This is a genomic window from Cyanobium sp. NIES-981, assembly GCF_900088535.1.
Taxonomy (GTDB): Bacteria; Cyanobacteriota; Cyanobacteriia; order PCC-6307; family Cyanobiaceae; genus NIES-981.
The window spans coordinates 1,655,615-1,680,572 of the sequence record NZ_LT578417.1 but is presented as its reverse complement, the minus strand read 5'-3'; the positions used below and the strand labels follow the sequence as shown (position 1 = coordinate 1,680,572).

Annotated in this window: 28 protein-coding genes and 2 tRNA genes; 8 read left to right on the top strand and 22 right to left on the bottom strand. The window is 67.6% G+C overall.

The features are described from left to right. Nucleotides 1–34: 34 nt before the first annotated feature. Nucleotides 35–934: a lipoyl synthase gene (lipA, locus tag CBM981_RS08730; protein WP_304441602.1), complete on the bottom strand. Its 900-nt coding sequence runs from the start codon at nucleotides 932–934 to the stop codon at nucleotides 35–37. A 97-nt stretch (nucleotides 935–1,031) separates the two neighbouring features. Between lipA and CBM981_RS08725 the strand changes: the two genes are divergently transcribed. Beyond that, a tRNA-Pro gene (locus CBM981_RS08725) sits at nucleotides 1,032–1,105 on the top strand. A 7-nt stretch (nucleotides 1,106–1,112) separates the two neighbouring features. On the opposite strand, the gene cobJ is transcribed toward CBM981_RS08725, so the two are convergent. Together cobJ and CBM981_RS08715 are read right to left on the bottom strand one after the other, a co-directional pair. Next, entirely contained in the window at nucleotides 1,113–2,963 is a 1,851-nt protein-coding gene (gene cobJ / locus CBM981_RS08720) for a precorrin-3B C(17)-methyltransferase (protein WP_087068088.1), read from the bottom strand. Further along, on the bottom strand, nucleotides 2,960–4,282 hold the full coding sequence (locus CBM981_RS08715) for a hypothetical protein (RefSeq protein WP_087068087.1): 1,323 nt from the start codon (nucleotides 4,280–4,282) through the stop codon (nucleotides 2,960–2,962). Before CBM981_RS08715 ends, cobJ begins: the two co-directional genes overlap by 4 nt. 524 nt (nucleotides 4,283–4,806) lie before the next feature. On the opposite strand from CBM981_RS08715, the gene psaA reads away from it, so the two are divergent. The 4 genes from psaA to CBM981_RS08695 all read left to right on the top strand — a co-directional run bounded on the left by psaA (nucleotide 4,807) and on the right by CBM981_RS08695 (nucleotide 10,268). Further along, entirely contained in the window at nucleotides 4,807–7,110 is a 2,304-nt protein-coding gene (gene psaA, locus CBM981_RS08710) for a photosystem I core protein PsaA (RefSeq protein WP_087068086.1), read from the top strand. A 19-nt stretch (nucleotides 7,111–7,129) separates the two neighbouring features. Next, complete coding sequence (gene psaB, locus CBM981_RS08705) at nucleotides 7,130–9,349, top strand: photosystem I core protein PsaB (RefSeq protein ID WP_087068085.1); 2,220 nt, start codon at nucleotides 7,130–7,132, stop codon at nucleotides 9,347–9,349. A 119-nt stretch (nucleotides 9,350–9,468) separates the two neighbouring features. Next, entirely contained in the window at nucleotides 9,469–9,861 is a 393-nt protein-coding gene (locus CBM981_RS08700; RefSeq protein WP_087068084.1) for a CrcB family protein, read from the top strand. Further along, entirely contained in the window at nucleotides 9,858–10,268 is a 411-nt protein-coding gene (locus CBM981_RS08695; protein ID WP_087068083.1) for a CrcB family protein, read from the top strand. Before CBM981_RS08700 ends, CBM981_RS08695 begins: the two co-directional genes overlap by 4 nt. Nucleotides 10,269–10,290: 22 nt before the next feature. Here the strand turns inward: CBM981_RS08695 and CBM981_RS08690 are convergent, their stop codons facing one another. From CBM981_RS08690 to CBM981_RS08680, 3 genes are all read right to left on the bottom strand, one after another. Continuing rightward, nucleotides 10,291–10,593: a hypothetical protein gene (locus tag CBM981_RS08690; protein ID WP_157665385.1), complete on the bottom strand. Its 303-nt coding sequence runs from the start codon at nucleotides 10,591–10,593 to the stop codon at nucleotides 10,291–10,293. Nucleotides 10,594–10,793: 200 nt separating this feature from the next. Then, complete coding sequence (locus CBM981_RS08685) at nucleotides 10,794–11,276, bottom strand: photosystem I reaction center subunit XI (RefSeq protein WP_087068081.1); 483 nt, start codon at nucleotides 11,274–11,276, stop codon at nucleotides 10,794–10,796. Nucleotides 11,277–11,327: 51 nt separating this feature from the next. After that, nucleotides 11,328–11,444, bottom strand: a complete 117-nt coding sequence (locus CBM981_RS08680) for a photosystem I reaction center subunit VIII (protein ID WP_006910603.1) — start codon at nucleotides 11,442–11,444, stop codon at nucleotides 11,328–11,330. 90 nt (nucleotides 11,445–11,534) lie between these two features. On the opposite strand from CBM981_RS08680, the gene CBM981_RS08675 reads away from it, so the two are divergent. Then, on the top strand, nucleotides 11,535–12,053 hold the full coding sequence (locus CBM981_RS08675; protein ID WP_087068080.1) for a HEAT repeat domain-containing protein: 519 nt from the start codon (nucleotides 11,535–11,537) through the stop codon (nucleotides 12,051–12,053). Here CBM981_RS08675 and CBM981_RS08670 read toward each other — a convergent pair. Then, on the bottom strand, nucleotides 11,999–12,964 hold the full coding sequence (locus CBM981_RS08670) for a glycosyltransferase family 2 protein (protein ID WP_087068079.1): 966 nt from the start codon (nucleotides 12,962–12,964) through the stop codon (nucleotides 11,999–12,001). The two genes, CBM981_RS08675 and CBM981_RS08670, sit on opposite strands and share 55 nt — an antisense overlap. Nucleotides 12,965–12,993: 29 nt before the next feature. After that, complete coding sequence (locus tag CBM981_RS08665) at nucleotides 12,994–13,758, bottom strand: C40 family peptidase (RefSeq protein WP_087068078.1); 765 nt, start codon at nucleotides 13,756–13,758, stop codon at nucleotides 12,994–12,996. A gap of 32 nt (nucleotides 13,759–13,790) precedes the next feature. Between CBM981_RS08665 and CBM981_RS08660 the strand changes: the two genes are divergently transcribed. Then, the gene (locus tag CBM981_RS08660) at nucleotides 13,791–14,738 is read left to right on the top strand and encodes a serine hydrolase (protein ID WP_087068077.1); all 948 of its coding nucleotides are present in this window, start codon (nucleotides 13,791–13,793) and stop codon (nucleotides 14,736–14,738) included. A gap of 93 nt (nucleotides 14,739–14,831) precedes the next feature. Here the strand turns inward: CBM981_RS08660 and CBM981_RS08655 are convergent. Further along, nucleotides 14,832–14,920 (bottom strand) — tRNA-Ser (locus CBM981_RS08655). Between the two features lie 69 nt (nucleotides 14,921–14,989). Further along, nucleotides 14,990–16,198 (bottom strand): alanine racemase, encoded by a 1,209-nt coding sequence (gene alr / locus CBM981_RS08650; RefSeq protein ID WP_087069300.1) that lies wholly within the window; start codon nucleotides 16,196–16,198, stop codon nucleotides 14,990–14,992. Between the two features lie 77 nt (nucleotides 16,199–16,275). On the opposite strand from alr, the gene CBM981_RS08645 reads away from it, so the two are divergent. After that, on the top strand, nucleotides 16,276–16,803 hold the full coding sequence (locus CBM981_RS08645; RefSeq protein ID WP_087068076.1) for an HNH endonuclease: 528 nt from the start codon (nucleotides 16,276–16,278) through the stop codon (nucleotides 16,801–16,803). Between the two features lie 36 nt (nucleotides 16,804–16,839). On the opposite strand, the gene prfA is transcribed toward CBM981_RS08645, so the two are convergent. The 12 genes from prfA to secY all read right to left on the bottom strand — a co-directional run bounded on the left by prfA (nucleotide 16,840) and on the right by secY (nucleotide 24,845). Then, nucleotides 16,840–17,937, bottom strand: coding sequence for a peptide chain release factor 1 (prfA, locus tag CBM981_RS08640; protein ID WP_087068075.1), 1,098 nt, complete (start codon nucleotides 17,935–17,937; stop codon nucleotides 16,840–16,842). A 103-nt stretch (nucleotides 17,938–18,040) separates the two neighbouring features. Next, nucleotides 18,041–18,316 carry a 50S ribosomal protein L31 gene (gene rpmE, locus CBM981_RS08635; protein ID WP_087068074.1) on the bottom strand — a complete coding sequence of 92 codons (276 nt, stop codon included), beginning with the start codon at nucleotides 18,314–18,316 and terminating at the stop codon, nucleotides 18,041–18,043. 28 nt (nucleotides 18,317–18,344) lie between these two features. Continuing rightward, nucleotides 18,345–18,746, bottom strand: a complete 402-nt coding sequence (gene rpsI / locus CBM981_RS08630) for a 30S ribosomal protein S9 (protein ID WP_087068073.1) — start codon at nucleotides 18,744–18,746, stop codon at nucleotides 18,345–18,347. Further along, nucleotides 18,743–19,195: a 50S ribosomal protein L13 gene (gene rplM / locus CBM981_RS08625; protein ID WP_087068072.1), complete on the bottom strand. Its 453-nt coding sequence runs from the start codon at nucleotides 19,193–19,195 to the stop codon at nucleotides 18,743–18,745. The genes rpsI and rplM overlap by 4 nt, the downstream gene beginning before the upstream one ends. Before the next feature lie 77 nt (nucleotides 19,196–19,272). Then, on the bottom strand, nucleotides 19,273–20,184 hold the full coding sequence (gene truA / locus CBM981_RS08620; protein WP_225867642.1) for a tRNA pseudouridine(38-40) synthase TruA: 912 nt from the start codon (nucleotides 20,182–20,184) through the stop codon (nucleotides 19,273–19,275). A gap of 93 nt (nucleotides 20,185–20,277) precedes the next feature. Beyond that, nucleotides 20,278–20,628 carry a 50S ribosomal protein L17 gene (rplQ, locus tag CBM981_RS08615; protein WP_087068070.1) on the bottom strand — a complete coding sequence of 117 codons (351 nt, stop codon included), beginning with the start codon at nucleotides 20,626–20,628 and terminating at the stop codon, nucleotides 20,278–20,280. 38 nt (nucleotides 20,629–20,666) lie between these two features. After that, the gene (locus CBM981_RS08610; protein WP_087068069.1) at nucleotides 20,667–21,605 is read right to left on the bottom strand and encodes a DNA-directed RNA polymerase subunit alpha; all 939 of its coding nucleotides are present in this window, start codon (nucleotides 21,603–21,605) and stop codon (nucleotides 20,667–20,669) included. 59 nt (nucleotides 21,606–21,664) lie between these two features. Next, on the bottom strand, nucleotides 21,665–22,057 hold the full coding sequence (gene rpsK, locus CBM981_RS08605; protein WP_006910768.1) for a 30S ribosomal protein S11: 393 nt from the start codon (nucleotides 22,055–22,057) through the stop codon (nucleotides 21,665–21,667). 152 nt (nucleotides 22,058–22,209) lie between these two features. Then, the gene (gene rpsM / locus CBM981_RS08600) at nucleotides 22,210–22,575 is read right to left on the bottom strand and encodes a 30S ribosomal protein S13 (protein ID WP_006909855.1); all 366 of its coding nucleotides are present in this window, start codon (nucleotides 22,573–22,575) and stop codon (nucleotides 22,210–22,212) included. 143 nt (nucleotides 22,576–22,718) lie between these two features. After that, a complete protein-coding gene (rpmJ, locus tag CBM981_RS08595) occupies nucleotides 22,719–22,832 on the bottom strand; it encodes a 50S ribosomal protein L36 (protein WP_006173336.1) in 114 nt (37 codons plus the stop codon). 80 nt (nucleotides 22,833–22,912) lie between these two features. Beyond that, a complete protein-coding gene (locus CBM981_RS08590) occupies nucleotides 22,913–23,473 on the bottom strand; it encodes an adenylate kinase (RefSeq protein WP_087068068.1) in 561 nt (186 codons plus the stop codon). 52 nt (nucleotides 23,474–23,525) lie between these two features. Further along, nucleotides 23,526–24,845, bottom strand: a complete 1,320-nt coding sequence (gene secY, locus CBM981_RS08585; protein ID WP_087068067.1) for a preprotein translocase subunit SecY — start codon at nucleotides 24,843–24,845, stop codon at nucleotides 23,526–23,528. Nucleotides 24,846–24,958: the final 113 nt, after the last annotated feature.

Below are 24,958 nucleotides of genomic sequence, written 5' to 3'. Positions count from 1 at the left end.
CTTCCGGATCAACGCTCCTGATCAGCGTGCCGGATCAGCGCGGATGCTGCTGCATCAGCCTCCGCACCTCCCCGGCGTGGTAACTGCTGCGAGTCAGGGGGCTGCTGACAACCTGAAGAAAGCCCAGGTGTCTCTCGCCGTAGTCCTTGTAGGCGTCGAACTGTGCCGGGGTGACAAAGCGATCCACGGGAAGATGCCTGGGGCCCGGTGAGAGATATTGGCCGATGGTCATGATGTCCACATGCTGACGTCGCAGGTCGTCCATCACGGCCTGAACTTCGTGATCCTCTTCCCCAAGTCCCACCATGATCCCGGATTTGGTGTAAGCACGGGGCCATGCTTCGTGAACGCGCATCAGCAGCTCGAGGGACCGCGCGTAGATCCCCTGAGGCCTGGCTTTTCGGTACAGCCGGGGTACGGTTTCGATGTTGTGATTGAGCACATCCGGTGCCGCCTCCATCACGGTGGCCAGGGCGTCCCAGTTGCCGCAGAAATCAGGAATCAGCAGTTCGATCGTGGTGCCCGGGGCGCGCTGCCGCACCGCTTCCATGCAGGCGACGAACTGTCCAGCGCCGCCATCGGGGAGATCGTCTCGGTTGACTGATGTGATCACTACGTGCAGGAGCCCCAGCCTGGCCACGGCCTCTCCCAGCCGATCGGGCTCCGTGGGGTCGAGAGCCCGCACGCTCCTGTCGAAATCGATGTCGCAGTAGGGGCAGGCACGGGTGCAGCCCGGCCCCATGATCAGGAATGTCGCCGTACCCCCTGCGAAACATTCGCCGATGTTGGGGCAGCTCGCCTCCTGGCAGACGGTGTTGAGCCTCAGATCCACCAGCAGGTCGGCGACTGCGCCGATCCTTTCCCGCTGGGGAGCTTTGACACGCAGCCAGTCGGGCTTCAGCACTGGATCGAGGGGGCCTGGCGGCCCGGTCATCATGGCCCGATACCCTACAAAGGGGCCCCTGGGGCGAGGCTGGCTCAGGTTGGGGACCCCCCGGGCTGAGGCCCCCCATCCCGTAAAGTGCCCCCATCGGGATGTAGCGCAGCTTGGTAGCGCACTTCGTTCGGGACGAAGGGGCCGCAGGTTCGAATCCTGTCATCCCGATTCAGCATCAGCTCAGGTCCGCGCCGGGGTATCCCCTCGGTGTGACCATCTTTCCGTCTTTGCAATAGCTGCTGCTGTTGCCGATCAGCACCAGGGTGAGCATGTCCACCTGCTCCACCGGCAGATCCGCCAGCGTGGACAGCTGGACTGTTTCCTCAGCCCGCCCCAGTTGGCGGGCCAGCACCACCGGGGTGGAGCCCGGGCGGCTTCCCAGCAGAATCTCCCGGGCCCGGGCCAGCTGCCAGTCCCGGCCGCGGGAGCGTGGGTTGTACAGGGCCACCACGAAGTCTCCCGTTCCGGCCCCGTGCAGACGCCGTTCGATCACCGGCCATGGGGTGAGCCGATCGCTGAGGCTGATGGTGCAGAAGTCGTGCATCAGGGGAGCTCCGGCGCGGGCTGCCGCCAGTTGCAGCGCAGAGATGCCCGGATGCACCGCAAAGCGGGGCCGGGCATCGGAGGGTTGCTCAAGCCACAGCTCGAGGGCCAGGCCCGCCATGGCGTAGATGCCACTGTCGCCCGATGACACCAAAGCGACGCTCAATCCCTGGTTCGCCAGGTCCAGGGCAAGGCGGCAGCGCTCCCGTTCCTGGGTCAGCTGCCCGTCCCACCGCCACTGATCGGGTCGGCGCAGCGGCTCCAGCAGATCGAGATACAGGCCGTATCCCACCCACACCGTGCTCTCCGCCAGGGCCCGGCGGGCATCGGCAGTGAGGAGATCGAGCTGTCCCGGTCCACTGCCCACCAGATGCAGGCATCCCTGCTGGGGCGCCCACTGCCCAGCGGCGGAGGCGATGGCCAGGGTGGCGGCACCCGATTCCTTCGGGCCGGACAGGCCGGAGCGTTCGATGGTCTTCGGCAGCAGCAGCCTGGCGCCCGGGCCTGCGGCTGCCAGAGCGGCGGCCTCGGCCACGCTGGCTGTTCCCATCTCTGCCTGCACCACCCGGGAGGGGTTGGGCACGGCGATGCCGTCCAGCACCGAGGCTGGCAGCCAGCGCACGAACCATCCCCGCTGGCTCGCCAGGGCGAGCAGGGCCGGCTCATCGGCCTTGCGGTCGATGCTGGCCAGGCCCGCAATGGCTTCGGGTGCCAGGTTCAGGCGCTCCAGTTGCCGGTCCACCAGCCGTTCCAGCAGCGACAGGCTGGTGTGGCGCTCGCAGCCGATGCCCAGCCACAGGCAGGGAGGATGCCAGCGACATCCAGGGCCGCGCTCGGCCGTGATCACCAGATCGGACGGGCTGCCGGGTGGGTCGGCCGCGCCGCCCTCCAGCGCCGGCAGTCCCTGGCTGGCGTCGAGGCGCAGCCAGGTGCGGCAACCGGCGTTCTGCCGCAGCTTCAGTGCGGCGGGCGCCCTGGCGGCTCGCTGCATCAGCCCTGTCCAGTCCCCGGAGCTGCTGCGCCGCCAGCTCCAGCGCTCCCCGAACTGATCGAGGCTGAGCCGGCCCTCGCCGCTGCTGCTGCCGGTGCTCACCACCTCTCCCCCGAGGATGGCGGCAACGCTCTGGGCCAGGGCTTCGCCGCCGGCGGCGTGGGCGCCCAGCAGCGGGATGGCGAAGCGGCCGCGGGGATCGATCACCACCACGGCGGGGTCCTCCCGCTTCCCCCGCAGCAGGGGAGCGATCAGCCGGCTCACCAGCCCGCAGGCGCCCACCACCAGAAAGGCCCGGGCCTCATCCCAGTGCTGCTCGAGGGCGGTGCGGGCATCGGGCCGGGCGGTGCTGCTGACGCAGCAGCTGGCCACGCCCGCCGCATGCAAGCGCAGCAGCAGTGCGTCACCGGCCGCACTGAAGCTCAGCCCCCAGATCCCGCTCCGGCGCCGTTGCGGCTGGGAGGATGGTGCTGGCCGATCTGCTGCCCTCATGGTGAGGTCGGGGCCGAATGGTCCAGCCCGCCCAGGGAGGGGGTGTCGGCCGGGGGTGCCGCTTCCCCCCCCTCTGCCTCGACGAGTTCCTCGCTGACCTCCTCGACGGCCTCTTCTACGACCGGATCTGGCGGAGGGTTCTCCTGGGCGACCCCGGTTGGATCCAGGGGCGGCCGGGCGGGGCCATCCACGGGTCCCTGCTCCGGGCCTTCCACCGCTTCCACCGCGTCGGGCGCAGGCTCAGGCATGGGCGAGCGCGAAGCAGCAGACGACGGAGACGACTCCCTGTCCCCTCCCCCCCGGCTCTCTGGCGTCGCAGCCGGTTGATCGCTCTGGGCGGCCGGCTGCTCCCACGCCGTGCCTGCGCCCCCGCCACCAGGAGGGGCCGCAGCTTCGACGGGCGGCGGCGGCTGCCTGCCCAGCAGCTGGGCGGCCTGATCGGGGGCCAGGGCTGCGGCTTCCCAGGCGGGGCCAGGTTCGAGGGGATCGATCCAGACCTCGCGCACCAGGCTGTTGAAGGGGGGATTGAGGGGGGCCCCCAGCCCATCCACCAGTTCCAGCAGCACGGTGTTGGATCCCCTGCGCCAGCCCTCCAGCCAGAGCGGGGTGTTCTCGTCCACCAGGAAACTGTCGCCGTTCACGGTGATGCGCAGGCGCCAGCCGGCGTCGCCCTGGCGCAGGCCCTGCAGGGGAGCATCCCGCAGCAGCCAGTCGATCAGCACCGGCTGGTGGGGGCTGGGAAACGCAGGACTCACCGGGATCAGCTGGGGTGTGCCGGCCGCCGGCTGGCTCAGCGGGTTGGGAGCCACCCGTGCCAGGCGAATCTGATCGGAGGCCGCGGCGGCCTTCACCGCCTCACCCCAGGGGCGGGCGGCGTAGGCCGTCACGCGGTGACTGCCCGGTTCCAGGGGGGGCAGCTCGATGGACAGCGAGCTGCTTCCCCCGCCAGCGGTGGGGTTTCCAGCAGGGCCGGCCTGGCTGAGGCGCAGGGGGGGCTGCTCGTCGATCTGCACCACCACATGGGGGCCCATACCCAGGCTGCCTGCATCGGCCAGGGGCCAGTCCTGAACGGCCAGTTCCAAGGTCCATGGGACGGCGGGCAGCACGCTGCCGTCCGCAGGGGAGTCGATCCGCACATGGGGGTGATGGGCGGCCAGATCCCCCTGCAGCTGGCGCACTCCCCCGGGTGGAGGCACTTCCTGCAGCGATCCGCCCGGGGCGGTCGAGGCCAGCGGCCCGGCAGCGTCGTGCCCGGGCTGCCCCAGACGCTGACATCCGGCCGTGAGCAGGGCGAGCAGGAGGGCCAGCCCAAGGGCCACGAGCCCTTGCCAGCCCGGGCTCCCAAGCCCTTGGCGTGCCCTGAATCCCGGTCCCCCGGGGATGGTGGCCCTCACCCGTTCCGGCTCCGCTCACAGATGGGGGCATTCTGCTGGCTGGCGTGAAGCCAGCTGGAATGCCGGTGTCACCCGCAAGTGTCTTTCTGCGGGAATGATGTAACAAAGTGCCTTGAAATTGCCGCAATCCCTTGTCGCTTACTCCTTGTCAGACCCCAGTGCTGGCCTGGGAAGCCGACGGATTGAACCTTTGTAACTGGCCGCCCAGAGCGGATCAATTTGGCCCTTATAGTGCCGCCAGCGGTCCCCTATCTGGGGCCCAAAGCCCCAGCCACAGCAGTCGGTTTCGCGGATTCCGCGACATCCGTCTCAGGCTGGAGCCCATGACCCTGCCGGCTTCGGGCGGCCTGTGTCATGGGGCCCACTGACAGCGGGTTCCCGTCTCGACGGCTCCCGTTGTCTCCAGGGGTGGACCACCACCTCGACCCCGTCCCTCGAGGAACGTCTCGATGACCATCAGCCCACCAGAGCGTGGGGAAAAGGCCAAGGCCATGGTCGACCGGAACCCTGTTCCGGCCACGTTCGAGCTTTTCGAAAAGCCCGGACATTTCGATCGCAGCCTGGCCAAGGGTCCCAAAACCACAACCTGGGTTTGGAACCTCCACGCCAACGCTCACGACTTCGACAGCCACACGAGCGACCTCGAAGAGGTTTCTCGCAAGATCTTTTCGGCTCACTTCGGCCATCTGGCCGTCATCTTCATCTGGTTGAGCGGTGCCTTCTTCCATGGCGCCCGCTTCTCCAACTACACCGGCTGGCTGGCCGACCCTCTGCACGTCAAGCCTTCAGCCCAGGTGGTCTGGCCGATCTTCGGCCAGGAAATCCTCAATGGTGATGTGGGTGCCGGGTTCCACGGCATTCAGATCACCTCCGGTCTCTTCCATGTCTGGAGAGCCTGGGGTTTCACCAGCGAGTTCCAGCTCCTCTGCACCGCCATCGGTGCCCTGGTGATGGCTGGTCTGATGCTGAATGCCGGCGTCTTCCACTATCACAAGGCCGCGCCGAAGCTGGAGTGGTTCCAGAACGTTGAGTCCATGCTCAACCACCACCTGGCTGGCCTGCTGGGCCTGGGCTCCCTGTCCTGGACCGGGCACCTCCTGCACGTGTCCCTGCCCACCACGGCCCTGATGGATGCCATTGATGCCGGCCAGCCCCTGGCCCTCAACGGCAAGACCATCGCCTCCTACGCCGACATCCCACTGCCCCACGAATTCCTGAATCAGGACGTTCTGGCGCAGCTGTTCCCTGGGTTCGGCGCGGGCATCTCCGCTTTCTTCACCGGCAACTGGGCGGCCTACAGCGATTTCCTCACCTTCAAGGGTGGCCTGAATCCTGTCACCGGCAGCCTGTGGATGACCGACATCGCGCATCACCACCTGGCGATCGCGGTGCTGTTCATTGTGGCCGGTCACATGTACCGCACCAACTGGGGCATCGGCCACAGCCTCAAGGAGATCCTGGAAGGTCAGAAGGGTGATCCCCTGCTCTTCCCCGCTCCCAACGGCCACGATGGCCTGTTCGAGTTCATGACCACCAGCTGGCACGCCCAGCTCGGCGTGAACCTGGCCCTGCTTGGCTCGCTGACCATCATCGTGGCGCATCACATGTATGCGATGCCGCCCTATCCCTACATCGGGATTGATTACCCCACCCAGTTGTCACTCTTCACCCACCACATGTGGATCGGTGGCTTCCTGATCGTGGGTGCCGGTGCCCACGCCGCCATCGCGATGGTGCGTGACTATGACCCGGCCAAGCACATCGACAACGTGCTCGATCGGGTGCTCAAGGCCCGCGATGCGCTGATCAGCCACCTGAACTGGGTGTGCATCTGGCTGGGCTTCCACAGCTTCGGCCTTTACATCCACAACGACACCATGCGTGCCCTGGGGCGTCCCCAGGACATGTTCAGTGATTCGGCGATCGCGCTGAAGCCGGTGTTCGCCCAGTGGGTGCAGGGTCTCCACGCCGCAGCCGCCGGCAGCACCGCTCCCAACGCCCTCGCTGGCGTCAGTGAAGTGTTCAACGGCGCCGTGGTGGCTGTGGGTGGCAAGGTTGCTGCCGCTCCGATTCCCCTCGGTACGGCGGACTTCATGGTCCACCACATCCATGCCTTCACGATCCACGTCACCGTGCTGATCCTGCTGAAGGGTGTGCTTTACAGCCGCAGTTCCCGTCTCGTCCCCGACAAGGCGAACCTCGGTTTCCGCTTCCCCTGCGACGGCCCCGGTCGTGGCGGCACCTGCCAGGTGTCGGCCTGGGACCATGTGTTCCTGGGTCTGTTCTGGATGTACAACTCCCTGTCCATCGTGATCTTCCACTTCTCCTGGAAGATGCAGAGCGATGTGTGGGGAACCGTCAATGCCGACGGCAGCGTTCAGCACATCACCAACGGCAACTTTGCCCAGAGCGCCATCACCATCAATGGTTGGCTGCGTGATTTCCTGTGGGCCCAGGCCGCACAGGTGATCAACAGCTATGGCTCGAGCTCCAGTGCCTATGGCCTGATGTTCCTGGGTGCCCACTTCATCTGGGCCTTCAGCCTGATGTTCCTCTTCAGTGGCCGTGGCTACTGGCAGGAGCTGATTGAGTCCATCGTCTGGGCTCACAACAAGCTGAAGGTGGCGCCGGCCATCCAGCCCCGTGCGCTTTCCATTACCCAAGGCCGTGCCGTGGGTGTCGCCCATTACCTGCTGGGCGGTATCGCGACCACCTGGTCTTTCTTCCTGGCCCGCATCATTGCGGTCGGCTGACCTTTCCTGACCTTTCCCAATGGCAACGAAATTTCCTTCGTTCAGCCAGGGTCTGGCACAGGACCCGACAACCCGCCGTATCTGGTACGGCATTGCCACGGCTCACGACTTCGAGAGCCACGACGGCATGACCGAGGAGCGGCTTTATCAGAAGCTGTTCTCCACCCACTTCGGTCACCTGGCCATCATCGGCCTCTGGGTTTCGGGCAACCTGTTCCATATCGCCTGGCAGGGCAACTTTGAGCAGTGGGTCACCGATCCTCTGCATGTCCGTCCCATCGCTCACGCGATCTGGGATCCCCACTTCGGCCAAGGAGCCATCACCGCCTTCACCCAGGCCGGTGCGTCCTCCCCGGTGAACATCGCGTATTCCGGCCTGTACCACTGGTGGTACACGATCGGCATGCGCACCAACGCCGAGCTCTATCAAGGGGCCATCTTCATGATGATCCTCTCGGCCTGGGCTCTGTTCGCCGGTTGGCTTCACCTTCAGCCCAAGTTCCGGCCTTCCCTGGCCTGGTTCAAGAATGCTGAGTCCCGCCTGAACCACCACCTCGCGGTTCTCTTCGGCTTCAGCTCCATCGCCTGGACCGGCCACCTGGTCCACGTGGCCATTCCTGAATCCCGTGGTCAGCACGTGGGTTGGGACAACTTCCTCTCGGTGCTGCCGCACCCCGCAGGATTGGCTCCCTTCTTCACCGGCAACTGGGGCGTCTACGCCCAGAATCCCGACACCACTTACCAGGTGTTCGGCACCGCCGAAGGTTCAGGCACCGCGATCCTCACCTTCCTGGGTGGCTTCCACCCCCAGAGTGAGGCCCTCTGGCTCACCGACATCGCCCATCACCACCTGGCGATCGGCTGTCTGTTCGTGATCGCGGGTCACATGTACCGCACCAACTTCGGTATCGGTCACTCGATCCGCGAGATCCTGGACGCCCACAACCCTCCTGCCGGTACTCCCGGTGATCTGGGCGCGGGCCACAAGGGTCTGTACGACACCATCAACAACTCCCTCCACTTCCAACTGGGTCTGGCCCTGGCCAGCCTCGGTGTGGTGACGAGCCTGGTGGCGCAGCACATGTATTCGATGCCGTCCTACGCGTTCATCGCCAAGGACTACACGACGCAGGCTGCTCTCTATACCCACCACCAGTACATCGCCATCTTCCTGATGTGCGGTGCCTTCGCCCACGGTGCGATCTTCTTCATCCGTGACTACGACCCCGAGGCCAACAAGAACAACGTTCTGGCCCGGATGCTCGAGCACAAGGAAGCGGTGATCAGCCACCTCAGCTGGGTGTCCCTGTTCCTCGGTTTCCATACCCTGGGCCTCTACGTCCACAACGACGTGGTGGTGGCCTTCGGGACTCCCGAGAAGCAGATCCTGGTGGAGCCGGTGTTCGCCCAGTTCGTCCAGGCAGCTTCCGGTAAGGCCATCTACGGCATGAACGTGCTGCTGGCCAATCCCGACAGCCTGGTGAGCAATGCCCCTGGCCCCGGCGCCGTCTGGCTGCCCGGTTGGCTGGATGGCATCAACGCCGGTGACAACTCCCTGTTCCTGCAGATCGGACCTGGCGACTTCCTGGTGCACCACGCCATCGCCCTCGGTCTGCACACCACCACCCTGATCCTGGTGAAGGGTGCCCTTGATGCCCGGGGTTCCAAGCTGATGCCCGACAAAAAGGACTTCGGCTATTCCTTCCCCTGCGATGGCCCCGGCCGTGGCGGCACCTGTGACATCAGCGCCTGGGACGCCTTCTATCTGGCGGTCTTCTGGGCCCTGAACACGGTGGGTTGGCTCACCTTCTACTGGCACTGGAAGCACCTCGCCATCTGGCAAGGCAATGTGGCCCAGTTCAACGAATCCAGCACCTATCTGATGGGTTGGTTCCGCGACTATCTCTGGCTCAACAGCTCCCAGCTGATCAACGGTTACAACCCCGCTGGTTCCAACAATCTGGCGGTCTGGGCCTGGATGTTCCTGTTCGGCCACCTTGTGTGGGCGACCGGCTTCATGTTCCTGATCTCCTGGCGTGGTTACTGGCAGGAACTGATCGAGACCATCGTGTGGGCTCACCAGCGCACCCCGCTCGCCAACCTGGTGGGCTGGCGTGACAAGCCCGTGGCCCTCTCGATCGTTCAGGCCCGTGTGGTTGGTCTGGCTCACTTCACTGTGGGTTACTTCCTCACCTATGCGGCCTTCCTGATCGCCTCCACCTCCGGCAAGTTCGGCTGAGCCGACTTTCCCGATCCAGCCTCACTCGAGGGACCTGACACACCCCGGCTCTGCCGGGGTGTTTTTTTCTTATCTGGGCTAGAACAGCTCCGTTTGACCGGGGCAGTCCCCACGCCGCCATGCCCACCATCGTGCCCGTTGCCACCTCCAGCCTGTTGGTGGCTCTTGGAGTTCTCCCAGGGGCCTGGCTGCGCTTTCGTGTGGTGAACCATCTGGAACCCATGCTTCCCCGCAAGCACTGGGGCACCTTCGGGGTGAACATGGCTGCGTGCTTTGCCCTTGGTCTCCTGGTGGCCATGCAGCAGAGCTGCGCTGGTGCCGGCCAGCGCACCATGCTGCTGATGGGAACGGGCTTTCTGGGCGGTTTCAGCACCTTCTCCTCCTTTGTGGCGGAGCTCTATGTGGTGGTGCGCCAGTTCCACTGGGCCGAAGCAGTGCTGCTGGCCTCGGGCTCAGTGCTGGGAGGACTTGTGGCCATGCAGCTGGGCCTGCTGATCGGGGGACTGCCGTGAGCCCCCCCCTGCGCCGGGAACTGGCCGACCTGGCCCTGCTGGCCGCCGGTGCCATCCCGGGAGCGCTGCTGCGCTGGCGACTGGATCTGCTGGCTGCAGCCAACAGCGGCCCCTTTGCGGGGCTCCTGCAGGCGTCGTTGCTCGCCAATCTGGCTGGCTGTCTGCTGATCGGTCTGCTGATCGTGCAGCCACCCGGTCGCTCCCGGCTCTACCTGCTTGCGGGGATCGGCTTCTGTGGCAGCCTCACCACGTTTTCCACCTGGATGCTGGTCCTCGCCCGCCGCCTGTCGGCGGGAGAGCTGTTTTCCGCCGCCGCCGTGCTGCTGGTGAGCTTGTGCGGAGGTCTGGCCCTGGTGGCGCTGGGGGCCTGGCTGGGCAGGCTGCTGCTGAGGGAAACGTCCCCTTGAGCGTCTTCCAGGCAGGGGTGCTTCACCTGCGCTGCAGGTAGTTCTGGCGCACGTACGACCAGTCTTCGCAGCGCAACGCGTTGCCGTCGGTCTGGGCCCGTTCCCCATGCAGGCACGCCACCATGGCCTCGTGCCCCTGGAGCAGAGCACGGCTGCGCTCCTCGTTCAGTCGCGCCTGCAGCTGGGGCGTGTCGTCCCCGGCCGGCGGCAAGGCGGGAGCCACGGGGGGCTGGGGGGCCCCAGCCGGCGGCTGCTTGCCGCAGCTCCCCAGCAGGATCGCCATGCCGATCACCACGAGGGGGACGCTTGAGAGGAGGGGGCGCATGACGTTCGGCTCTCACGGCAGCTGCGTCTCCATCCTGCCCCTGCCCAGGCCCGTCTCGGCTCTGCGGCCTGGTGAAACGCCCGGCTCTCCAGACACGCTGACATGAAAAAAGCCCCGCGGCAGCGGGGCAGATCCGGCGAGGCTGAATGTCTGTGGGACCCTGGCCCAGAGGACCCTGGCTGGAGGGTGGGGGGCAGGCCTCAGCCCACGCTCCAGACGCCACCGGCGATGCTCCCCAGGAACGCAGTCCCTGCCAGGAACCAGGCGAAGGCGGCGCCACCGCAGCCGCCGAGCCAGAAGCCGCTGGCAAATTCGGCCCAGCCCGCCTTGGTGAACAGGTCAGCCGGAGGATTGTCGATCGTGGCATCGGCCGGCTGCACGTTCGGACCGGTGCCGGCCGTTCCGTAGATGGACAGGCACACGGTGAGGATCGACACCAGCCCGACAGCCGCCAGCAGCCCTGCGGTGCTGGCGTATTCCGTCTGGCGCAGCGGACCGGTGACGGCGAAGGGGCCGTAGAGGAGGAAGCCGTGGGCCATGCCCACTTCCAGACCGCGACGGTTGGGGGAGAGGGCCGGCCGGTAGGCCGGCAGGGCATTCAGGAAGGCCTTGGTGAAGTAGCTGCTGTTGACGGGGGTGGCCAGATTGCCGACGCAGGGGTCGGCCACGGGGGTCACGGTCATGGGGGTGGGGGCAGGGTGATGAAAGGGGCGTGGTCACTCCAGGGGGAGTGGTCAGTCGCGGGCCTCGATCACGTTGAACAGCAGGGCCATCGCCACGGCTGGGCCGAGGATCCCCACGAGGGGCACGAACACCGAGGGCATCCAGGCGGCAGCGAATTCTCCAGTCATGGCGCAGGCCAGTAGCAACCGCCGGTACTGTAAGGATCGTTCCCAGGGCAGCCTTCCCGGGCTGCAGCTGGCGACATAAAAGTTCAATCCATGCCCCCCTCCAGCCTGGGTGCCGCGGCGGCGGTGCTGGCCCTGATCGTCTGGTGGCTCGGCCGCCGGCGGCCCGCCGTGATGCTGCGCTCCACCGATGCCTCAGCCGTGGCCGCCCTCAACCGGGCGCAGCTTGAGGCCCCCCTCTCCTCCGGTCCCTTTTCCCAGTCTCCCGCGGAGCGCTCTGCCGCCGACCCCGGCACTGGACACCTCGAGGACGACCTTCCGGTGCCCCCCCCGGGGCGGCCCCCCAGCCCGCTCGAGCGCCGCAGCCTGCTGGGCCGCCTCCACCGGGGCTTGCGGGGCGACAGCCAGGCCCGCCTCGCCGCGATTCGGGCCGCCCGGCGCTGGGGCGATCAGGCTGTGCTCCCCCTGCTCCGGCGTGGGCTGCGCGACCCCGATCCGGCGGTGATGCGGGAGGCGGCGCTGGGCCTGGAGCGCTTCCGGGGCCGCACGCCGGCCACTCAGGTGAGGCTGGCGGCGCCGCCGCTGCCCCGCAACGTCTCGCGCACCCTGTAGATCGGGCGTCCCTGGCTCTCGTGGTACGTGCGCATCTGCACCTCGGCCAGCAGGCCGAAGCAGAACAGCTGCACCCCGGCCAGCACGCTGATCAGTGCCACCAGCAGCAGGGGACGGTCCCCGATCTCCGCCCCCAGCACCAGCTTCTCCACCACCAGGGCGGCGGTGAACAGCAGCCCCAGCAGCATGGCCGCCAGGCCGCCGAAGCCGAACACGTGCATGGGCCGGGTCAGGAACCGCTTCATGAACCACACGGTGAGGAGATCCATCAGAACGCGAAAGGTGCGATCGAGCCCGTACTTGCTCTGGCCGAAGCGTCGGGCGTGGTGGTTCACCTCCACCTCGCTGATCCGGGCTCCCTCGATGAAGGCCAGCGCCGGCAGGAACCGGTGCAGCTCGCCGTAGAGGTTCAGGTCGTCCACCACCTCGCGGCGGTAGGCCTTCAGGGAGCAGCCGTAGTCGTGCAGGCGCACGCCCGTCACCCGGGCGATCAGGCGATTGGCCAGACGGCTGGGCAGCAGCCGCCACAGGGCATGGTCCTGGCGCTGGTGGCGCCAGCCGCTCACCAGGTCGTAGCCCTGCTCCAGCCGCTCCAGCAGCATGGGGATGTCGGCCGGGTCGTTCTGCAGATCACCATCCAGCGTCACGATCACCGCGCCGCTGCTGGCATCGAAGCCGGCGGCCATGGCCGCCGTCTGGCCGTAGTTGCGCCGCAGCAGCACCACCACCAGCTCCGGCACCGCGGCACTGAGGCGGCGCAGCACGGCGGCGGTGCCATCGGTGGAGCCGTCGTCCACCACCACCAGCTCATGGGCAAGCCCGAGGGGGCGCACCGCCCTGAGCACCTGCTCCACCAGCAGCGGCACGCTCTCCTCCTCGTTGTAGAGGGGCACCACCACCGAGAGATCCATTGCCACAGGGCCGGGCCGGGGCCCCGAACCTACGCGGGCAGGGGACTGCCGTCGTGGCAGCGCATCACCCGCCCCGCCCCGCGCAGCTCCCGCCGGTAATGCACCGTCACGGGATCGGGGTTGCGGGGGCTGAGATCGTCGATCCCGATGCCGTTGCGCCCATGGGCCTGGCCGGAGCTGTGCAGGTAGCGGCCCCCGCCCAGGTGCAGGCCCACATGGGTGCAGCGCTGCGGGGTGCCGAAGAAGATCAGATCGGCGGGCTCGAGCAGCTGGATCACCCCGGGACGCACCGCCACCGGCTGGCAGAAGCGCTCCTGCAGGTAGGCATCCCGCGGCAGCCAGATGCCGGCACTGGCGTAGGCGGCCTGCACCAGACCCGAACAGTCGTAGTCCGGCCCCAGGCTGCCGCCCCACAGGTAGGTGTTGGGGCGGTGCAGGGCAGCCATGGCGAAGGCCAGCACCGCCGCCAGGCGCCCGGCGATCGCCGGGCGATCCAGCAGGCGCGGCGTTGGAGGCGCCGCCGCGATCGCGATCCCCAGCAGTGCCTGCGGGGCGATCCAGCCGGGATAGCCATCCTCCAGCAGGCGCACCCGCAGCCGGGATGGTCCGGCGTCCACCGGCAGGGGGTCGGCCAGCACCTGCAGGCAGCGGCCGGGGACGGCCTGGCTGGCGAGCCCGGGCCCCCGGGGACGGCTGAACAGATCGAGGGGACCCAGCAGGCGCCAGGTGGTGCCCGGCTGGAGCAGTTCGGTGGCGGCCGGCGTTCCGGCAGCCGGGGGAGGGACCTGGGACAAACCTAATCTCGCCAGAGCATGAGCGGGCAGCGATGGCGTTCTACAGCCCGGATCCGGCGATGGCGCAGGTTCTGGCCGATCTGGTGGGACTTCTGGAACTCCAGGGGCGCCTCGGGTTGGCCCAGCAGCTGTCGATCACCTGGGTGCGCTTTGACCGCTCCCAGATCGGTGCAGCCCTCGATGGGGGCTCCGAAGCGTTCTGGCAGCGGCGGCCCCCGGGCGCCGGCTGGGGTGGTGATCGGCAGCGCTATCCGGCCAGTGTGGTGAAGCTGGTGTATCTGATCGCGGCAGAAGCCTGGTTGCAGGAGGGTCTGCTCGAGCCCGACCAGGAACTGCAGCGTGCCTTGGAGGACATGATCCGCGATTCCAGCAACGACGCCACGGGGCTGGTGGTGGATCTGCTCAGCGGCACCACCAGCGGCCCGGCCCTGCCGCCCGAGCGCATGCGGGCCTGGACGGCCCAGCGTCAGCTGGTGAACCAGTGGCTGACCGCCATGGCCTGGAGCGAACTTCAGGGCTGCAATGCCTGCCAGAAAACCTGGGGGGAGGGGCCCTACGGCCGCGAGCGGGTGTTCTATGGATCGGAACTGGAGAACCGCAACAGCCTCAGCAGCGATGCGGCCTCGCGGCTGTTGCTGGCCGTGATCGCGTCAGCCCTGGTCTCGCCGCCGGCCTGTGGGCGGATGCGGCAGATTCTGTGGCGCCCCCTGGATCCAGCCAGTCGCACGGCGGACCCCGAGAATCAGGTGGACGGCTTCCTGGGCGCCGGGCTGCCGGAGGGGGCCAGCCTCTGGAGCAAGGCCGGCTGGATGAGCCAGGCCCGCCACGATGTGGCCTATGTGGAGGCCGAAGGGCACAGCCCCTTCCTGCTGGCCGTGTTCAGCGAGGGGGCAGCTCAGGCCGCCGACGCCACACTGCTGCCTGACATCGCCGCCCATCTGGCCCACGCCTGTCGCCTGAGCGGAACCGGCACCGGTTGAGCCGGGGGTCTGCAGGCGGTGGGATCCCAGCGCAGATCTCCCGCCGGAAGGCGGAGACCATGGCAGGAGATGGAGTCAGGCGGGGCTGGGAAACGGAGAGGGAGGGATTCGAACCCTCGACAGAAGTTGCCTCCTGTAACTCCTTAGCAGGGAGCCGCTTTCAACCACTCAGCCACCTCTCCAGCGGCGACAAGAGCTTATCAGTGCATCCTCCGGTAACCCGGCGCCTCCTCCGGCCCCCGGCAGGACGCTCAGCCGGGGGCCTCCGGCCGGCTCCCCTCCTCCGGGTGGGCGGCGAGCCGCGGGAGTCGCAACTTGAAGCCGCAGAGGATTTCCCAGGGAATCGTGCCGCAGCGATCACTCCAGTCCGTGGGGTGGATCTCCTGATCCCCATCCCGGCCAAGCAGGGTCACCACGGCACCCACATCCAGTGCGGGGCAGTCGGTGGCGTCGAGCACCAGCTGATCCATGGTGATGGCGCCCACCTGGGGAAGCCGCTGGCCCCGGTACAACACCTCGAGCTGGTTGGAGAGCTGGCGGGGCACGCCGTCGGCGTAGCCGATGGCCACCACGGCCAGCCGACTGGGGCGGGTTGTGTGGAAGCGGTGGCCGTAGCTCACGCCCACCCCTGCGGGCACCGTCCTGGTGAGCGTGACACGGGCGTGGAGGTGCATGGCCGGCTGCAGCTCGAGCACTCCGGCCAGATGGCGGGCCGGGCTGTGGCCATAGAGCGCAAGGCCCACGCGCACCATGTCGTAGTGGAGGCTGCTGCAGCGCAGGGTGCCTGCCGAGTTGGCCAGGTGGCGGACTCCGGCCTGGAGGTTCTGCTGCCGGAGGTGGGTCAGTACCGCCTCGAAGCGTTGCTGCTGCTCCCGGGTGCAGGGATCCACCTGCCGGGGGCGCCGCGGGTCCGGGGGGGCATCAGCGTTGGCGAGGTGGGAGTAGACCCCCGCCAGCTGCACCGCATCGAGCTCGTGAATGGCCGCCACCAGCCGTGGCCCCTCCTGCCAGGCCGCGCCGAGGCGGGCCATGCCGGTATCGAGCTTGAGCTGCACGGCCATCACGGTGCCGCTGCCGCTGGCCAGGTTCTGGCACAGCAGGGCCTCGCGCATGCCGCTGATAGTGGGCATCAGCTGCCAGCGCAGGCAACTGCGCAGTTCCTCCGGCTGGCTGAGTCCCCCCAGCACCAGGATCGGCGCGTCGATGCCGGCTTGCCGCAGCTGGATCCCCTCCCCCAGCGTGGCCACACCGAAGCAGGTGGCACCGCCGGCCAGGGCGGCGCGGGCCACCGGAACCGCACCGTGGCCGTAGCCATCGGCCTTGACCACGGCCATCAGCTGGGTGGAGGGTCCGATGGCGCGTTTGATGGCCCTGGCGTTGGCCTCGATCGCGCCGGTATCCACATCCACCCAGGCGCGATAGCGCTCCAGACCCGCTTCCACCATCGGCAGGTCCGGCATCCAACCGGGGTTGGTGGCCTGGGTCACGGAAACCTCAGGACAGAGTCCGTAGCATGGCGTCGACTCCCGGCTCTGACATGGGCCCCGTTCTCGTCCTCAACGCCTCCTACGAACCGCTCAACATCACCACCTGGCGCCGCGCTGTGGTGATGCTTCTCAAGGGCAAGGCCGAGGGGCTGGAACATGACGCCACGCATGTGATCCGGGAGGATACTCTGCTTCCCACGGTGATCCGTCTGCGGCACTTTGTGCGGGTGCCCTACCGGCAGCTGCCGCTCACCCGTCGCAATCTGTTCCACCGCGACGGCCATTGCTGCCAGTACTGCGGCTACAGCGGGGACAAGCTCTCGGTCGACCATGTGGTGCCCCGCAGCCGCGGGGGGGCCGACAGCTGGGAGAACGTGACCACGGCCTGTCTCAGTTGCAATGTGCGCAAGGGCAACCGCACCCCCAGAGAGGCCGGCATGGTGCTGCTGCGGGCCCCCCATCGTCCGGCGAGCGGCCTGGGCTATGAAGCCACCTGCCATCTGCGTTCAGGGCGGCATCACGAGTGGGCCAAGTACCTGATCGGCGTGGAGGTCGTGGCTCAGGAACGGGCAGCCTGAGGCCAGCCCTGCAGGCTCTGCCGGGGCGGGCTGGTTTCAGGCACTCACTTCAGCAGCCAGCTCATCCAGGCGCCGGGCCTGGTCGGCGGCGATGCAGGCGCCGATCACATCCTGGAGCTGGCCGTTGAGCACGGGCTCCAGCGCGAAATTACGTCCCAGCCGATGGTCGGTGGTGCGGTTGTCCTTGTAGTTGTAGGTGCGGATCTTCTCGCTGCGATCGCCACTGCCCACCTGGGCCAGACGGGCGGAACGCTCCCGGGCACTGGCCTCCGCCAGCTGGCGCTCGTAGAGCTTGGCCCGCAGGATTTCCATGGCCCGCTCCCGGTTCTGCATCTGGGAGCGCTCCTGGGTGCAGAACACCCGGATGCCGCTGGGCTTGTGCAGCAGGTCCACCGCCGTTTCCACCTTGTTCACGTTCTGCCCGCCGGCACCGCCGGAGCGGGCCGTGCTGATCTCCACGTCGCCTGGCTCGATCTGCACCTCCACCGGATCCGCCTCCGGCATCACCGCCACCGTGGCCGTGGAGGTGTGCACGCGCCCCTGGGATTCGGTGGCAGGAACCCGCTGCACCCGGTGCACACCGGCTTCGAACTTGAGCTGGCTGAACACCCCCGCGCCGCGGATCGCCAGGATCAGTTCCTTGTAACCCCCGAGTTCGGCCTCGGACGCGCTCACCGGCTCCACCTGCCAGCCCACGCCCTGGGCGTAGCGCTCGTACATGCGTGCCAGATCACCGGCCCAGATCGCCGCCTCGTCGCCGCCGGCACCGGCCCTGATTTCCAGCATCACGCTGCGGTCGTCGCGGGGATCCCGAGGCAGCAGCGCGATCGTGAGGGACGCTCTGAGGCTCGCGATCTGCTCGGCGAGCTGCTCCAGCTCCTCGCCCGCCAGCTCCTCCATGGCGCGGTCACCGCGATGGTCACGCAACAGGGTTCTGGCTTCCGCCTCCTCGGCCAGGAGTTTCTGCAGTTTCTGTTGATCCAGCACCAGGGGTTCCAGGCGTGCCCGCTCCCGGGCAATGGCCTGGAGCTGGCCGGGATTGCTGGCCACGGCAGGGTCAGCCAGCTGCCGTTCCAGGGTTTCGAAGGTGCGTCGGGCGGCTTCCAGCCGTTCATGCAGCAGGGAGGTGTCCATCAACCCGAGGCTTCATGGTGGGGAGGGCGGCGCCGTGCGGACGGCAAAAAGGCCGGATGCCCGATGCACCCGGCCATGACGATGGAGGCGCCTGAAGCAGTGCTCAGGCCTTGGAGCTGTCGTCGTTGGATTCGGCAGTGACAGCCGGCTTCGCCGAGGCGTTGCTGTCCGTGCTGGCCATGCCGTACTTGCGCATGAAGCGGTCCACGCGACCTTCCGTATCCAGAATCTTCTGGGTGCCCGTGTAGAAGGGGTGGTTGCCGCTCCACACGTCCACGTGGATCTCAGGCGAAGTGGAGCCGGTGGTCATCACCACCTCTCCGTTGCAGATCACCTTGGCATCGGGATACCAGGTGGGATGGATGTCGGCCTTGGGCATGGCAGGAGGAATCGAAAGAGGGCGGCGATCAGCGCTTGGAGAACTGGGGTGCCTTACGGGCTTTCTTGAGGCCGTACTTGCGGCGCTCCTTGGCGCGGGGGTCGCGGCTCAGGTGCCCTTCGGTCTTCAGGGGCTTGCGGTTGTCGGGGGAAAGACCGCAGAGGGCGCGGGCAGCTCCCTGCTTGATGGCATCGGCCTGGCCGGTGAGGCCGCCGCCCCGCACGTTCACGAGCAGGTCGTAGTCGGCGGCCAGGCCGAGGGTGTTGAGCGGAGCCTTGACGGCCGCCAGGTACACGGGGTTGTAGTTGAGGTAGTTGTCACCCGGCCGGCCGTTGATGGTGACCGTACCGGTGCCGGGAACGACACGCACACGGGCCACGGCGGTCTTGCGCCGACCCGTGCCCCAGTAGACGACATTGGAGGTGCTCATTGGGCAGCGGCGGCGGGATCGAGGGCGAGGGGCTGGGGTTGCTGGGCGGCGTGGGGGTGTTCCGTGCCCTTGTACACCTTGAGCTTGCGGAACAGCTGGCGGCCGAGGGCGTTGTGGGGGAGCATGCCCTTGATCGCCTTCTCCACGATGCGCTCGGGAAGTCGGGCCTGGAGGTGGGCGAAGGTTTCGGTCTTCATCCCACCGGGGCGACCGGAATGGCGCCTGTACACCTTCTGGGTGGCCTTGTTGCCACTCACCCGCACCTTGTCGGCGTTGATGACGATGACGAAGTCACCGGCGTCGAGATGGGGGGTGTAGCAGGGCTTGTTCTTGCCGCGGAGCACAGCGGCAACTTCGCTGGCCAGGCGGCCGAGGGTCTGATTCTCCGCATCCACCAGGTACCACTGGCGTTCGAGAGAACCAATCGAGGGCAGGGGAGTCTTGTTCATATCGCCTGGTCAGGCACCGGCAGGCCGTAGGGGGCTGGGCAGGTGGTCGGGGATGAGCGGGGCTTGGATGCGCCCATTCAAAAGACCATACCGCTTGGCCGCTGGGGGCCCTGCGGAACGGCGGATTGTGCAGCAGGGAGAACCGGTGAATCGGTGGTCTCCAGCTGATACCGCGGTTGGCAATCATACCAGGCAGCCGTGGGGAACACCGGCTCCGCATAGCCCACCCGCAGCAGGCAGAGCCCCTGGGGTGGAGCGGCCTCCTTCACCGCCTCGCGGTCCCGCAGGCGCCAGCGCAGCGTGTACGCCTCCGGGCTCAGACGACCTTCCCCGACCGCCACGAGCTGGCCGATCACCAGCCGCACCATGCCGTAGAGAAAGCCACTGGCCTGCAGCTCCACCCGGAGGAGGTCGCCCTCCCGTTCCAGCAGCACCTCCTGGAGGGTGGTGCGGGCGTGGCGGCGGTGGCTGCCTGCCCGCTGGAACGCCGAGAAGTCGTGCTCCCCGAGCATGCCCTCCAGGGCATGGCGCATGGCGTCTTCACCCAGCCGGCACTGGTAGCGATGCCAGCTCCAGGGGGCCAGAAACAGGTTGGGGGCGCGGCCGTTGAAGAGGGTGTACCTGTAGCGCCGGTACGTGGCGGAAAAGCAGGCGTGCCAGTCGGGCCCCACGCGGCTCACCGCCCTCACCCGGATCGTGGGCGGAAGGCGGCCATTGAGGGCCTTGGCCCAGCGTTCAGCCGGGATGGGCCCATGGCTGTCGAAATGCACCACCTGGGCCGCCGCATGCACACCCGCATCGGTGCGGCCTGCCGCCCAGGTGCGTGTCCCCTTACGACCGGGCGGAGCGGGAGCAGGTTCCAGCGCCTCGATCGCCTCCTCCAGTGCCGCCTGCACGCTTGGCGCGTTGGGCTGGCGCTGCCAGCCGTTGAAGGCAGCGCCGTCGTACTGCAGGCAGAGGGCGATGCGTTGGACGATGCGGTGGGCGATGCGGAGGGCGACAGGGCAGAAGCGCCGTTCGGGTCATCACCCGTTGGCGTCACGGCCGAGCACGGGATCGGAACGGCGGGTGGGGTGGCAGGGTCAGACCAGCTCGATGATGGCCATCTCGGCGTTGTCACCGCGGCGCGGAATGGTGCGGATGATCCGGGTGTAGCCACCCTGGCGGTCGCCGTAGCGCTCCTGGGCCTTGTCGAACAGGGCGTGCACGAGCTGCTTGTCGTAGATGTAGCCCATGGCGCGGCGGCGGGCCGCGAGGGTGCCGTCCTTGGCCAGGGTGATCATCCGCTCGGCCTCATCGCGGAGTGCCTTGGCGCGGGCCTTGGTGGTGGTGACGCGACCCTCGCGGATCAGCTGGGTGGTGAGGCCACGCAGCATGGCCTTGCGTTGGTCGGCGGGGCGTCCCAGCATCGGGACTCGGCATTGGTGACGCATCGTTCGTGGGTTGCTAGGGAGGATTCGGATGCCGCCGATCAGGCGCTGGTGCGGCTCTGGGGCAGGGTGATGCCGATGCGCTCCAGCGCCTCGATCACCTCATCAGCCGACTTGGAGCCGAAGTTCTTGATCTCCAGCAGGTCTTCGTAGCTGAAGCCCATCAGGTCGGACACGGAGTTGACCTGGGCGCGCTTCAGGCAGTTGTAGGCCCGAACCGACAGGTTCAGCTCTTCCAGCGGGATCTGGGCCTCAGCCGAAGGCTCGGGCTCCTGCCCAGCCTCCTCGACGACGCTGAGGGTGGCGAGGGGCTGGAAGAGGGCGATGAGCTGGTTGGCTGCCTGGGCCATGGCGTCATCCGGGGTGATGCTGCCGTTGGTCTCGATCTCCAGCCGCAGGCGCTCCCGGGCCGAGCCGCCCTCACCCACGGCGGTTTCATCCACGGTGTAGTTCACCCGCTTCACGGGCTTGAACACCGCATCGATCTGGAGCAGATCGATGGCACTGGTGTCCTCGCTGTGGCGGTCCACAGGCCGGTAACCGACACCCCGCTCCACATGCACCTCCATCTCGAGGCCGAAGCCCTCGGCCACGGTGGCGATCAGCCGGTCGGGGTCGATCACCTGAACCTGGGAGGAGAACTGCAGGTCGGCTGCGGTCACAGTGGCAGGGCCGTTCACCACCAGCCGGCCGATCTCAAGCTCCCGGCTGCGGCTGTTGACCGCCACCTGCTTGCAGTTCAGCAGGATGTCCAGAACGTCTTCGCGGACACCGGGGACGGTGGCGTACTCATGGTTGACGCCGGAGATGCGCACGGCGGTGATGGCGCTGCCTTCAAGGCCGCCGATCAGCACCCGCCGCAGGGCATTGCCCAGGGTGGTGGCCTGACCCCTGTCGAGGGGGCCGATCAGGAAGACACCGGTCTGGGCGCGGTCTTCCGCCACCTGGTGTTCGATCCGGTCGATTTGGTAGTGCAGCACGGTCTGAAGAGTCGGGAGATTGGGCAGTGGGCCCGTTGGCTGGAACGGGGCGACGGTCTTCAGACGCGGCGGCGCTTGGAGCGCCGGCAGCCGTTGTGGGGCAGCGGCGTGACGTCGCGAATCAAGGTGATTTCGAGGCCTGCGACCTGCAGGGCGCGGATGGCGGTCTCGCGGCCGGAACCGGGACCGCGCACCAGCACCTCGATCTGACGCATGCCCTGCTCGAGGGCGCGCCGGGCGGCAGCTTCCGCGGCGGTCTGGGCCGCGAAGGGGGTGCCCTTGCGCGCTCCCTTGAAGCCGCTGGCGCCCGCAGAACTCCAGGAGATCACCTCACCGGCCGTGTCGGTGATCGACACGATCGTGTTGTTGAAGGTGCTCTGGATGTGGGCAACGCCATTGGGAACGTTGCGCTTGGCCTTCTTCGGACCGGTTTTCTTGGCTGGCTTCGCCATGGTGGGGGGACCTGCTCGGGCAGGAGGTGATCAGGGAACGTGGGGACACCCTGGTGACGCCGGAGCTGCTGACCGTCTGGGCAGGCGGTGGCAAGGAATCCGGCGGCAGGGCGGGGGAGTGGCCGGTGGCCACCCGTGGGGTGAAGCGGCGACTACTTCTTCTTGCCTGCCACGGTTTTGCGAGCGCCCCGGCGGGTGCGCGCATTGGTGCGGGTGCGCTGTCCACGCACGGGAAGACCCATGCGATGACGCCGTCCCCGCAGGCAACCGATGTCCTGCAGGCGCTTGAGGGCCATGCCTTCCTGGCGCCGCAGGTCCCCCTCGAGGGTGAAGGTCTCGGCGGCACCGCGCAGCTTCTGCACGTCGGCGTCGCTGAGATCCTTCACCCGGGTGTCCGGGTCGACGCCGGTTTTGGCCAGGATCTTCTGGGCACGGGTGAGACCGATGCCATACACATAGGTGAGAGCGATCTCAACCCGCTTGTCGCGAGGGATATCAACGCCGGCAATCCGAGCCACGTGGGGATAACGATCAAGGGTCAGGGGTGCCCATGCCTGGGGCAGGGTGGGCCGGCGGAGCCGGGCCCAGGGTGGAGGGGCTGGCCTTGCGGGGCGAGGTCAGCGGCGGGTGCAGCGGCCTTGGGGGACGTCCCGGGCTGGGATCAGCCCTGGCGCTGCTTGTGCTTGGGGTTGGTGCAGATCACCATGACCCGGCCGTGGCGGCGGATCACCCGGCACTTGTCGCACATCTTCTTGACTGAGGCACGCACCTTCATGGGCGTTGTGCTCTCCGGTTTTGCAAACCGCCACCGTATCACAACGGTCAACCGCCCCTGCTCAGCGACCCAGGCGCACCTCAGCCCAGCAGGGCATCGATCCGTTGGCTGACGCTCTCCACCTCGCCGCTGGCATCGACGGGCTGCAGCAGGCCCCTGTCGCCATAGAAGCGGATCAGGGGAGCCGTCTGATCCCGGTAGACCTCCAGGCGATGGCGGATCACCTCCTGGTTGTCGTCCTCCCGGCCCCGGCCCAGCAGCCTCTGCAGCAGCACGGCGTCGTCCAGCTCCATCAGCACCACCAGTTCGATCTGCTGACCGAGCTCCTCAAGCAGGCTTTCGAGGGCCTCGGCCTGCGGCACGTTGCGGGGGAAACCGTCCAGCAACCACCCACCCCCGCCTGAGGCCGCCTGCTGCTCCAGCCGGCTGCGGACGATGGCCAGCACCAGGGCGTCGCTCACCAGTTCTCCCCGGGCCATCACAGCGGCGGCCTCCTGGCCGAGGGCGGAGCCGGCCGCCACCTCCGCCCGCAGCAGATCACCGGTGGAGAGGTGCAGCAGCTGGCGCGAGCCTGCCAGAAGCTGGGCCTGGGTGCCCTTGCCGGCACCGGGGGGACCCAGGAACAGAACGCGTTGCTTCATCGGGCGGGTAGGGGGAGAGGGGGGGAGTGGACGGGCTGGGGCGGAGGCGGAGCTACTGCCGCACCATGCCCTCGTAGCGCTGGGAGATCACGTAGGTCTGCACCTGCTTGGCGGTGTCGATGGCCACACCCACCAGGATCAGCAGAGACGTGGCCCCCAGGCCCTGAAAGGTGCGGACCTGGGTGGCGCCCTCCACGGCCGAAGGGATGATGGCCACGGCTCCCAGGAAGAGGGCACCCAGCAGGGTGAGGCGGTTCTGCACACCGCCCAGGTAGGCGGCCGTGGCTGAGCCGGGCCGCACACCCGGCACCGCGACCCCACCGCGCTTGAGGTTGGTGGCGATGTCCACCGGGTTCACTGTGAGCGAGGCGTAGAAGAAGGAGAAGCCCACGATCAGCCCGAAGAACACCAGGGCGTAGAGCCAGGGGGTGCTGCTGTTGGGATTGAGGTACCCCGCCACCTGGATCAGCCAGGGGCTGCGGGTGAGGTTGGCGATGGTGAGCGGCAGGAACACCACAGCCGAGGCGAAGATGATCGGCATCACCCCACCGGCGTTGAGCTTCAGCGGCAGGTAGCTCTGCCGGGCCGCCAGCAGATTCACGCCGCCCACCTGGCGCTTGGCGCTCACGATCGGGATCCGCCGGTTCCCCTCCTGCACGAAGATGATTCCCACGATCGTGAGCAGGAACACCAGCACCAGCACCACGATCCCACCCACGGTGCTGCGGTCACCGCTCTGGGCCAGCTCGATCGTGGAGCCCAGGGCCCGCGGCAGGGTGGCCACGATGTTCACGAAGATCACCAAGGAAGCCCCCTGGCCGATGCCCCGCTCGGTGATCACCTCGCTGATCCACATCACGATCATGGATCCTGTGACCAGGGCCAGGGCGGTCTGGAGCACGAACACCGGCTCGGAGAGCCCCTCGGTGGCGTACTGGCGCAGGATCAGGGCGAAGACGGTGCTCTGGAGGATTCCCCAGCCGAGGGCGACGTAGCGCGTGATCTGGGCGATCTTGCGACGTCCGGCCTCTCCCTCGTTCTTCTGAAGCTCCTCCAGCTGCGGCAGGGCGGCCGTGAGCAGCTGGATGATGATCGAGGCGTTGATGAAAGGCAGGATGCCAAGGGCGAACACGCCCAGGGTGGAGAGGCCGCCACCGGTGAAGATGTCCAGGAAGCCGATCAGCTGCCCCCCCCTGGCGAGGAAGTCCTGGAAGGCCACCCGGTCGATCCCGGGAACGGGGATGTAGATGCCGAGCCGGACCAGCAGGAGAAGGCCGAGGGTGGTGATCACCCGGTCGCGCAGTCCCTTGGACTGGATCAGCTGGCTGAGGATCTCACCGGCGCTGGGGTTGCGTCCCCGACTGAGAAGCATGGTGGTTGGGCTTGGGGGAAGGGAGAAGCGGCCGCATCCTGCGGTGGAAGGCATCAAAAAGCCGTCCGCCGCATTCCGGCAGACGGCTCAGACCTTAGGGCGACGGCCGGGCG